At 71.3% G+C, this 10503-nt stretch carries 8 protein-coding genes and 1 pseudogene; 3 read left to right on the top strand and 6 right to left on the bottom strand.

What is annotated here, in order from left to right:
• The 3 genes and pseudogenes from MTDSW087_RS31145 to MTDSW087_RS28845 form a co-directional block, all read right to left on the bottom strand.
• Positions 1–159, bottom strand: a pseudogene (locus tag MTDSW087_RS31145) (polysaccharide biosynthesis/export family protein); the annotation flags it as partial.
• A gap of 149 nt (positions 160–308) precedes the next feature.
• Positions 309–1805 carry an LTA synthase family protein gene (locus tag MTDSW087_RS28840; protein ID WP_144769090.1) on the bottom strand — a complete coding sequence of 499 codons (1497 nt, stop codon included), beginning with the start codon at positions 1803–1805 and terminating at the stop codon, positions 309–311.
• Between the two features lie 4 nt (positions 1806–1809).
• Positions 1810–3291: a capsular polysaccharide export protein, LipB/KpsS family gene (locus MTDSW087_RS28845; RefSeq protein WP_144769092.1), complete on the bottom strand. Its 1482-nt coding sequence runs from the start codon at positions 3289–3291 to the stop codon at positions 1810–1812.
• A 429-nt stretch (positions 3292–3720) separates the two neighbouring features.
• Between MTDSW087_RS28845 and MTDSW087_RS28850 the strand changes: the two genes are divergently transcribed.
• The 3 genes from MTDSW087_RS28850 to MTDSW087_RS28860 are packed head-to-tail and all read left to right on the top strand — an operon-like array spanning position 3721 to position 6792.
• Complete coding sequence (locus MTDSW087_RS28850; protein ID WP_144769095.1) at positions 3721–5121, top strand: capsule biosynthesis protein; 1401 nt, start codon at positions 3721–3723, stop codon at positions 5119–5121.
• Between the two features lie 46 nt (positions 5122–5167).
• Positions 5168–5935: an SDR family NAD(P)-dependent oxidoreductase gene (locus MTDSW087_RS28855; RefSeq protein WP_144769097.1), complete on the top strand. Its 768-nt coding sequence runs from the start codon at positions 5168–5170 to the stop codon at positions 5933–5935.
• Positions 5935–6792, top strand: coding sequence for a formyl transferase (locus tag MTDSW087_RS28860; protein WP_144769099.1), 858 nt, complete (start codon positions 5935–5937; stop codon positions 6790–6792). Before MTDSW087_RS28855 ends, MTDSW087_RS28860 begins: the two co-directional genes overlap by 1 nt.
• A gap of 112 nt (positions 6793–6904) precedes the next feature.
• Here the strand turns inward: MTDSW087_RS28860 and ettA are convergent, their stop codons facing one another.
• The 3 genes from ettA to MTDSW087_RS28875 form a co-directional block, all read right to left on the bottom strand.
• Positions 6905–8557 (bottom strand): energy-dependent translational throttle protein EttA, encoded by a 1653-nt coding sequence (ettA, locus tag MTDSW087_RS28865; RefSeq protein WP_144769100.1) that lies wholly within the window; start codon positions 8555–8557, stop codon positions 6905–6907.
• 192 nt (positions 8558–8749) lie between these two features.
• Entirely contained in the window at positions 8750–9025 is a 276-nt protein-coding gene (locus MTDSW087_RS28870; protein ID WP_144769102.1) for a hypothetical protein, read from the bottom strand.
• A 10-nt stretch (positions 9026–9035) separates the two neighbouring features.
• Entirely contained in the window at positions 9036–9923 is an 888-nt protein-coding gene (locus MTDSW087_RS28875) for a DNA/RNA non-specific endonuclease (RefSeq protein ID WP_238179753.1), read from the bottom strand.
• Positions 9924–10503: the final 580 nt, after the last annotated feature.

The following is a 10503-nucleotide window of genomic DNA, read 5'->3' on the forward strand; positions in this document are numbered from 1 at the left end:
GGTGATGTCGATGATCTCGTAGCGTGCGAACAGCCCGTCGGGCGTGGCCACCTCCGCGCCCGCATCCACCTGCCGCGCGGTCGGACCCGCCGCCGGAAGAACCGAGCAGCCGCCCGCCAGGGCCGAAATCAGCGCGATGAGCGCTGCGTGACGCAGCATCAGCCTACTCCATCCCGGTCTTCGGCTCGCGCCCGCCGGGTCGACGCATGAACACGCGGCCAGCAATGGCCGAGACCGCTTTACGAAGCGTTCGGGCAGGCTGGCACGGACCGTCCTTCGGCCCGCAATACGTCACGACGGTGGCACGGTCACGCTTGGGCGGGGCTCGCGGGGGCCGGGGCGGCCGCTTCGGCGCCCACCGTGGCCCTGAGGCGACGCCCCAGCGCGTCCGCCGTCAGGTCGATCCGGCGGGGCGGCCCGGCATCCGGATCGCCGAAGCGGAACAGGGCGTAGTCGGTCGCCGTGCCGCCGAAGCCCGGCCGGCAGGTCGGCAGCGAAGGCGCGTGGTCGCCGAACACGCAGAGCGTCGCCTGCTCGCCCGCGAGCCCGGCGACCAGTTCCTCGACCATGCGGCCGGTGCCGGCGACGTGGTGGAGGTACTGCGCCAGCGGATCGTCGATCCCCGGCAGGCGCCCGGGCTTCCACGGCCCGTGGTTCTCCATGGTGACGCTGAACAGGAAGAGCGGTCCGCGCCGGCTTCGTACTTCGTCGAGGATGCGCCGCCCGAGCGCCACGTCCGAGACGTAGGGGCCGATGCGGGGGGCGTCGGCGAAGGCCTCCTCCATCACCAGCCGCTCGAAGCCGAAGCGCTGCATCACCTGCGCGCGCTGGAAGAAGTCGCGGTGGAAGGGGTGGACGAAGGCGGTCTCGTAGCCCGCCACCCGGGCCAGCCGGGCGAGGCTCGTCGGCTCGTCCCCGCCCGCGGCGAGATAGGGGTCGTACACGCCGAAGCCGAGGGAGTCCGCGTCGCGCCCGGTGAGCACGGCATGCTCGCTGCGCATGGTGTAGGCGCCGTGCGCCGGCACGCGCAGGCGCCCGTACTCGGCGGCCCGGGTCCGGATCAGCTCCATCAGGGGCAGCGGCTGGCCGCCGAGCCGCTCGGGATCGACGAAGGATTCGAGCTGGATGAGGATGACCACGGGATCGCCCGGCGCCGTCGACCGCGCGGCTGCTGGTGGGTTGGCGGGCCCTTCCGCCCGCCGGCGCAGCCAGTAGGCCATCAGCGTCGCGGGCAGGCCCAGCCGGCCGATGTCGCGCTCCAGATCCGGCCGCGGAAAGCGGCGCGCGACGCGGCTCGCGAGCGGCGGGCGCTGCGCCGCCGCGACCAGGGTGACGAGGGCGGCCGGCAGGCCGAGCATCGCCGCGAGCGCCGGGCCGGCCCCGTGCGGCAGCAGGCTCGGCTCCAGCGCGTACCAGCCCGCCACCGCGAGGAATCCAACGAGCGCCGGACCCGCGATGACGGGGCTCGTGACCGGCGGGATGTAGTAGAGCTGCGGGTGGCGCGGCACCTGCGGCAGCAGCGCGAAATCGCTGAAGACCAGCGGCTCGCCGATGACGTGGCGCTTCATCCGGCTCACCAGCACGAGGCCGGCCACCGTGAGCACGGTGCTCAAGCCCGCGAGCCAGGGCCGCCAGGAGAAGACGAACCAGAACAGGGTCAGCAGGGTGTAGGCGCCGAGCCGCAGGCCGAGATCCCGCGGACCAAGGCCGAAGGGCGCCCGCGCGGCGCCGCCGAAACGCTCGATCGCGGCCGAGACGGCGAGCGCCGCGGCGAGCGCGGGCAGGAAGCCCGAGAGGAAGGCCATCCGCCTAGTCCTGCCCTGCCCCGCCCGGCCTGACGCCGCGGCGGGCGCGCAGGCGCCGCACGATCGGGTTGAGCAGCCGGTAGCGGGCCTGCATCAGGGCGAGCGACAGGGCGCCCTGTGACAAGGCGGTGCGCGGGGCGGCGTCGCGCTCGGCGCTGAGGCGCGCCAGGAGCTGCTCGGGCTCGCAGGGCTTCATCGCGACGGGGTCGAGATAGCGCGGATAGAGGATCAGCGTGCCGGCGACGAGCTCGTCGAGGGCGAGGCGCCGGCCGCGATCGGCCCCCGGGGCGAGATCCTCGCTGAGGCCCCAGCCCGCATAGAACGGCCTTCCATGCGTCGCCACCGTGAGGCCGCGGATCAGCGCCTCGAAGCCGGCGAGCGAGGTCATGGTCTCCACGTGCTGCACCCGGTCGAGCAGGTCGACGATGCTGATGCCGGAGACGATCCGGTCGGCGATCGCCAGGGCCTCGGCCTCCGGGACGGCGCCCGGGCGGAATCCGGCCTCCACGTCGGGATGCGGCTTGTAGAGCAGAAAGGCGTCCGGGTTGCGGGTGCGCGCCGCCTCGAGCAGCGCCCGGTTGGAGCGCACGTTCGGGGAGCCGAACTGCACCGAGGCGTCGTCCTCCACCTGCCCCGGCACGAGCACGATCCGGCGCCCGGCCGGCCAGTCGCGCGTGCCGGCATCGAGGCCGACATTGTACTTGCTCAGGCGCCGCGCCACGATCTCCTCGCGCAGGCGCTTGGCCCGAGCGGTGAGATCGGTCGGGAAATCCGCGCTCTTCAGGAGCAGCGAGAGCCGGCTCTCGCGCCGCGGGTCGTAGTAGATGCCGGCATCGTCCACGACGATGGAGGCGCCCATGCGCAGGCTCGCGCCGAGGCCGACCGAGCGCAGGAAGCCGTCCTCCACCCGGGCGAGCGGCAGACCCGCCGCGGCGCAGGCGGCCTCCAGCGATGCGGGCGCCCGCGTCGCCCAGGCCTGGACCTGGCCGTTGCAGCCTTTGGCCGCCGCTACCGCGTCCTCGGCGGTCATGGTGTGGATCGGCGGCCCCTGCGGGCCGACCCCGAACACGTCGAGCGCCGGCCTCTTCCAGCGCGACATGCCGACATAGACGATCCGGCGATGGTTCTCGGCGAAGCGCGCCCGCAGCCAGTCGACATGCTCGGTGCAGCTCTCGGCGTCGATCGGCCGGCGCGTCCAGGGGTCGAAATAGTGGACCGCGACCGCGCCGTCCGGGCGGCGGATGCGCAGGCTGGCGAGGCCGGTCGCGGGGCTGTCGTAGGGGCTGAGCAGCGGCCCAGGCTCCACCGTGAAGCGCGGGCGCCCGAGCAGCCGCGCGAGTCCGGCAGCCGCGGAATCGGCGTGCCAGATGACGGCCGCGCCGCGCCCGAACGGCCCGAAGGCGCAGCCGGTCGCGGCCTCGATCTCCGCCCGCAGGCGGGTGATCGTCGGTCCGGTGGAGAAGAGCGCGGTGGGGCCCGGATGCATGTCTCGCTCGTCCGCGGGACTCGAATGTCTCTCACGAAGCCGCCACCGCGGCCGGCGGCGGGATTCCCGAGGATCGGGAGTTCGCGAGGGTGCACTAGGCCCGCGGGGCCTGCCTGTCGCGCATTTTCGGCATGAGCGAGGCCGCGCCATGCCGAAAGCGCGGGCCTGTGCATCGTGGGGACGAAACCGCGGCCCCGCACGTGCAAGCGGGACAGGACATATCGTCGCCGTGATTCACGCCTAGCCCGGAGCCATGGACGCACCGCCGGACGTGACCACCTGGCGTTGCAGACCAGACACAAGCCCCGGAATTCACAGGGCTTACGGCCGGAGGCGCATTGCTGCGCGCCGGTGCTCCGTGCGAGCGGTTAGGTTGGGTGCCGTGAGATCAATACTCTCCGGCGCGGTGAAGGACAGAAGCGCTTCGGAATGCTGCAGCCTCGCCCAGACACCGCCTCCGTCGTTCCCGCCGTCCGGATTCCGCTGGATCCCGAAGGCAACTACGACGCGAATCCGGATGTCCTCGACGGCCTCGCGCGCGACGGCGACCGCGACCTGACCGCGAATTTCCTCTTCCTGCAGGGCATCGCCTCGCCGTTCTTCGCCGATCTCGGCGCGGCGCTGAAGGCGCGCGGGCATCAGATCCGCCGCATCAATTTCTGCTCGGGCGACTGGCTGTTCTGGCGCGGCGCCTCCGACAATTACCGCGGCTCGCGCCGGGCCTGGCCGGCCTATCTCGAAGCCTATGTGCTGCGCGAGGGCGTGACCGACATCGTCCTGTTCGGCGATTGCCGCCCGTTCCACGCGGTCGCCCGGGATGTCGCCAAGCGCTTCGGCCTGCGCGTCCACGTCTTCGAGGAAGGCTATATCCGCCCGAACTGGATCACCTGCGAACTCGGCGGCGTGAACGGCTACTCCTCCCTGCCGCGCACCGCCGAGGCGGTGCGGGCCTTGGCCCGGCGCCTGCCCCAGCCCGGCCGGGTGATGCCCTCGACCGGCGACATGGCCCGCCGCAGCCTGTGGGACGTCAGCTACAACCTCGCCAACATCTTCTTCCCCTACCTCTACCCGCATTTCCGCAGCCACCGGCCGACGCATATCGCGATGGAATATGCCGGCTGGATCAAGAAGTTCTCCCGCCGCGGCCAGACCCGGCGCGAGGCGGCGCGCTGCAGCGAGATCTACCACGCGGTGGGCTGCGACTACTTCCTGCTGCCGCTCCAGCTCGACAGCGACTACCAGATCCGGGTGCACTCCCCCTTCCTCGGGGTCGAGGGCTTCATGGACCGGGTGATCAAGTCCTTCGCCGAGACCTCGCAGGCGCCGACGCGCCTCCTCGTCAAGCTGCACCCCCTCGACAGCGGGTTGATCAACTGGCGCCGCTTCGCCCGCGCCTCGGCCCGGCGCCACGGGGTGAGCGAGCGCCTCGACTTCATCGACGGCGGCGACCTGCCGACCCTGATCGCGGGCGCTCGCGGCGTCGTGATCGTGAACTCGACGGTCGGCATGCTCTCCCTTGAGATGGGTCGGCCGACCCATGCGGTCGGCACCGCGATCTACAACATGGCCGGGCTCACCCATCAGGGCGACCTCGACGGCTTCTGGACCGACCCGACGCCGCCGGAGATGGACCTCGTCGCGGATTTCAGGCGCGTCGTCCTCCACCGCACCCAGGTCAATGGCGGCTTCTTCTCGAAGCAGGCGATCGCCCGCGCGGTGGCCGGCGCCGTGCCCCGGCTCGAGGCCACGCTGCCGGATGCGACGGTCGCCGCCGCCCGCGCCATCCGCGCGCGCGCCGAAGCGGAGGGCCGGCTCGCGCCGGTCTACTGAGCGGATCTATTGATCTGCCGCCGCGCCGCGGGGTAGCACCGCGGCCATGCCCTGCATCCTGATCACCGGCGCATCGAGCGGCATCGGCGCTGCGCTCGCCCGGCACTATGCCGGCCCCGACGCCACCCTCGTCCTCGTCGCGCGGGATCCCGCCCGGCTGGAGGCGGTGGCCGCCGCCTGCCGCGAGACCGGCGCCGCGGTGGAGACCGAGCGCCTCGACGTGCGCGACCGCGCCGGCGTGCGCATCTTTCTGGAGGCGGCCGACGCGCGGCATCCCTTCGACCTCGTGATCGTGAACGCGGCCATCAATGGCGGCCATCCGACCGGCGGCATCGAGACCGAGGAGATGGCCTTCGAGACGGCCGACATCAATCTCGGCGGCGCGCTCAACGTGATGCTGCCGATGGTGCGGCTGATGCTCGCCCGCGGACAGGGCCAGATCGCCCTGATGTCCTCGCTGGCGGCCTTCGCGCCGCTTCCCGATGCGCCGGCCTATAGCGGCGCCAAGGCGGCCCTGTTCGCGCACGGCCTGGCGCTACGCGAGAAGGTCCGCGCGCAGGGCGTGAAGATCAACGTGGTGACGCCGGGCTACGTGAAGACGCCGATGGGCGGCGACTACAAGGGCTGGCGCCCGCTGGAGATGAGCGCCGAGGAGGCCGCGCGGCGCATCGCGCGGGGCCTCGCCCGCGACCAGGACGTGGTCGCCTTCCCCATGCGCCTCGCCGTGCTCGCCCGCGGCGCCGGGCTGCTGCCGGAGCGCCTGCGGCGGCTCGGCATGCACGGCTTCCGCTTCCAGATCCGGAAGCGGCGCTGATGCCGCGCGCCCGCATCGCGCTCTTCGTCCTCGAAGCGCTGCCGAACGCGCGGGCCATGCGCCGCTTCGTGGCGGATTATGCCCGCGAGATCGCCTTCGTCGGCCTCTCCAACGCGGAGCGCCCGGCGGCGGGCGGGCTCGTCGGACAGGTCCGCCAGCATCTCGCGCGCTCGGGGCCCGCGATCCTGCCCTATCTCGCGATCAATTTCGGCCTCCCCGACCTGATGCGCTCGCTGAGCCCGCTGACCCAGGCGCTCGCCCGCACCCGCGACCTCAGCGAGACCACGCCGCTCGCCGCCCTCTGCGCCCGGCACGGTGTGCCGGCCCTGTCGGTGGACGACGTGAACGGTCCAGAGGTGGCGGACGCCCTGCGCAGCCACGCGCCGGACCTCATCGTCACCTACCATTTCGACCAGATCCTGAAGCCCGAGACCATCGCGGCGGCGCGGCTCGGCGGCATCAACGCCCATCCCGGGCTGCTCCCGCGTCATCGCGGGCCGGTGCCGACCATCCACGCCCTCGCCGAGGGGCCGGACAATTTCGGGATGACGCTGCACCGCCTCGCCCCGCGCATCGATGCCGGCGCGATCCTGGCGCAGGAGAGCTTTCGCCTGACGCCCGGCATCACCGCGACGCGGGCCTCGGTGCACCTGCACCAGCACGGGCTTCTGATGCTGCAGAGCCTGCTCGACCGGATCGCCCAGGCCGATGCGATCCCCGAGGGACGCATCGCCGAGACGCTGCCCTATTGCGGATTCCCGGATGCGGCCATGCTCAGGGCGATGCGGGCGCGGGGCGGCAAGCTCACCGATATCCGCGACCTCGCCGACGCGCTGGCGCTGAACACGCTGGGCTGACGCGGCCGGTGGACGCGCTCGCTCTCCCGTTCGGGAGAGGGAGCGCGTCGCGGTTCGGATGCCTGTCCGGAGGCCGAGCCGCCCTCCCCCGCGAAGGGAAAGGCGTCGCGCCTCAGCGCGAGAACTTCTTGTACTTGATCTTCTTCGGCATGATCGAGTCGGCGCCGAGGCGGCGCTGCTTGTCGGCCTCGTAATCCGAGAAGTTGCCCTCGAACCACTCGACATGGCTGTCGCCCTCGAAGGCGAGGATGTGGGTCGCGATGCGGTTCAGGAACCAGCGGTCGTGGCTGATGATGACGGCGCAGCCCGCGTAATCCTCCAGGCCCTCTTCGAGCGCCCGCAGGGTCTCCATGTCGAGGTCGTTGGTCGGCTCGTCGAGGAGCAGCACGTTGCCGCCCTTCCGGAGCGTCGCGGCGAGGTGCACGCGGTTGCGCTCGCCGCCCGAGAGCACGCCGACCTTCTTCTGCTGGTCGGGGCCCTTGAAGGCGAAGGCCGCGCAATAGGCCCTCGAATTGATCTCGCGCTTGTTGAAATAGAGGATGTCGTTGCCGCCGGAGATCTCCTGCCAGACCGTGGCGTTCGGATCGAGCGCGTCGCGCGACTGATCGACATAGCCGAGATGGACGCTCTCGCCGAGGTCGATGGCGCCGGCATCGGGCTTCTCGTTGCCGGTGATCATCTTGAAGAGCGTCGTCTTGCCGGCGCCGTTCGGGCCGATCACGCCGACGATGCCGCCCGGCGGCAGCTTGAAGGACAGGTCCTCGATCAGCAGCTTGTCGCCATAGGCCTTCGAGAGGTTCTTGAACTCGATGACGTTCTGGCCGAGGCGCTCGGTGATCGGGATGACGATCTGCGCGGTGGCGTCGACCTTCTGCGCCTGCTTGGCGACCAGCTCCTCGTAGCGGGTGATGCGGGCCTTCGACTTGGTCTGGCGGGCCTTCGGCGAGGCCGAGATCCATTCCTGCTCGCGGGCGATCGAGCGCTGGCGGGCCATGTCCTCGCGGCCCTCCTGCTCCAGGCGCTTCTGCTTCTGCACGAGCCAGGAGGAGTAGTTGCCCTCGTAGGGAATGCCCCGGCCGCGGTCGAGCTCGAGGATCCAGCTCGTGACGTTGTCAAGGAAGTAGCGGTCGTGGGTGACGATCAGGATCGCGCCGGGATAGGAGCGCAGGTGGCCTTCGAGCCAGTTCACCGTCTCGGCATCGAGGTGGTTGGTCGGCTCGTCGAGGAGCAGCAGCTCCGGTTCCCAGAGCAGGAGGCGGCACAGCGCGATGCGGCGGCGCTCGCCGCCCGACAGGGTGGCGACCGGCTGCTCGTCGCTCGGGCAGCCCAGGGCCTCCATGGCCTGGTCCACCTTCGAATCGAGCTCCCACAGACCGAGCGCCTCGATCCGGTCCTGGAGCTCGGTCATCTCGTCGGCGGTCTCCTCCGAGTAGTTCATGGCGAGCTCGTTGTAGCGGTCGAGCATGGCCTGCTTCTCGGCCACGCCTTCCATCACGTTCTCGCGGACCGTCTTGTTCGTATCGAGCTGCGGCTCCTGGGGCAGGTAGCCGACGCGCGCTCCTTGCGCGACCCAGCCGTCGCCGGTGAAGTCGGTGTCGATGCCGGCCATGATCTTGAGCAGGGTCGACTTGCCGGCGCCGTTGACGCCGAGCACGCCGATCTTGGCATCGGGGTAGAAGGACAGGTTGACGTTATCCAGGACCTTCTTGCCGCCGGTATAGGCCTTCGTCAGGCCCCGCATGTGGTAGACGAATTCGCGGGCCATCGCGGTATCCTCTTGGGTTCGGGCCGGCGCGTTCGCGCAGCGCGGCCGTGTTGCGGCGCGGCGCGCGCCTTGATGCGGCGCAGGCTCGGTCCGGTCCGCCCTATCGGGTCGGAGGCCGGCCGCTCTCGCGTGGAATGATCGGACCCGACTATCAGGCCCGGCAGGACCGGGCAAGGATGGGGATCGGGCGGCTCAGGCGAAAGGGTTTCTCACGCGCTGCGGCGCTTCCCCCTCCGGCTCGGCGACGGCCTCGGGCAGGTCCGCCGATTCGAGGGCGGCGACGATCGCCGCGGCCGTCCGCTTCAGCTCGCGCGCCAGGGCGAGGCCGGCCTTGTCGCGGGTCAGGTCGAGGGAGCCGTGCAGGCCGATCCGGTCGCGGCCGTTCTCGAAGGAGAGGCCACCGAGGTTCCGCACGGCGGAATCGTCGGCGAAGGGCTCGAAATGCGGCTCGGTCTTGCGGGTCGTCATCGCCCCTCCGTCAGAAGATCGAGCGCAGCACGTCGCGCAGCGCCTTCGAGACCGCGCGGGACAATTCGCGGAAGAACCAGTCCTGCCAGGTATCGGAGCGCGGGCGGCGCTCGGCGGCATCGCCCCGGGCGAATTCGCGCGGCTCCGGCAGGTCCATGGCGCGCGCCTTGGCCGCCGCCGGCAGGCCCGGGAAGACCTCGACCCCGGCCGCGGCGCGCAATTCGTCCATCGAGACCGCCCGCCACTCGCCGCCGCCGCGGTTCGGCGCGAGATAGGCCCCGGCCTCGCCGCGGCTCGGGTCGTAGAGCGCCTTGTAGAGCTGGGTCGGCACGAGGACGCGGCTCTTCACGGCATCGACCACGCCGCCGGTGAAGACGGCACCCGTGACCACGTAGAGTTCGCCGCGCTGGCTCGCGAGGCGGCGCACGCTCTCCTCGATGCCCGACCAGAGGCCGCGGTTGAAGGCCCTGTTCTGGGGCACGATGTTGGCGAGACTGAAGGATTGGGCCTGCGCCTCCTGGGTCGGCATGTCGCCCGCTGGCGCGAGATGGCCGCGGTCGAAGCCCGAATGGACGTAGTCGTCGAGCTGCGAGCGCTCGGTCGCCGGGAGCCGCTCCTCCTCGTGGAAGCTGTCGTCGCGGGCGACCGTGCGGGCCGCGGCGACGCTGTCCCGGGTCAGGTGCTCGGCCGCATAGAGCGGCGTGCGCGAGGCGCCCGAATGCAGCACGGCATAGGCCTCGAAGCAGAGCGGCCGGGTATGGGCCGCGAGCTTCGGATTGGTCAGGACGGGGGCCCGGCCCTCGGCGAACAGGCCGGGACATGGCGGATCCTCGGCGGCCGCCGGCGCCGCCCAGAGCAAGGCCAGGAGGACGACCGTCCGCGAAGGTCTCAGTAGCACGTGCGGACCTTCCGCGGCCCCTGCGGGGTCGGCCGCACGCGCCAGCCGCAGGGCCGGCCGATGCTGCCCTCGAACGGGTGCACGGCGCGGTCCGGGCCGCCCGGGATCTTCCGGTTCGGGCAGTCGCCCAGGAAGGCGCACGGAAATGTGAGGTTCCCATCCACCGGCCGCGGATCGGCGTGAGCTTGGCCACGGAGCGGGCCGCAGAAGAGGACCAGCGCAGGGAGCAGGATTGTGCACAGACGAACGGCGTTCAACAGCCTGCCTCATGTTGCCGCGCGGGCACGAAACCGTAAAAAATCGCCGTCCAACATTGATCGGGACGCCGATCATCCGTAACTGGCACTATCATGACACCGGCTGCGCCGGCTGTCCCTCCGGGCTTGCGGCCATTCAGGGCCGTGCGTGCGGGCCCCGCCCGGTGCGGGGTCGTCGGAGAGATGGCGCCGGCCGGTCAAGCTTCAAGAACGGGTGTTGGTCTTGGCCGAGAGAGAGAGCGTGACGTCGATTCTTGACGGTCTTGAGGAGCCGGCGGCTTTGCGGCGTCTTCCGGAGAGCCGGCTGCCGGCTGTGTCGGAGG

The organism is Methylobacterium dankookense (genome assembly GCF_902141855.1).
Lineage (GTDB): Bacteria > Pseudomonadota > Alphaproteobacteria > Rhizobiales > Beijerinckiaceae > Methylobacterium > Methylobacterium dankookense.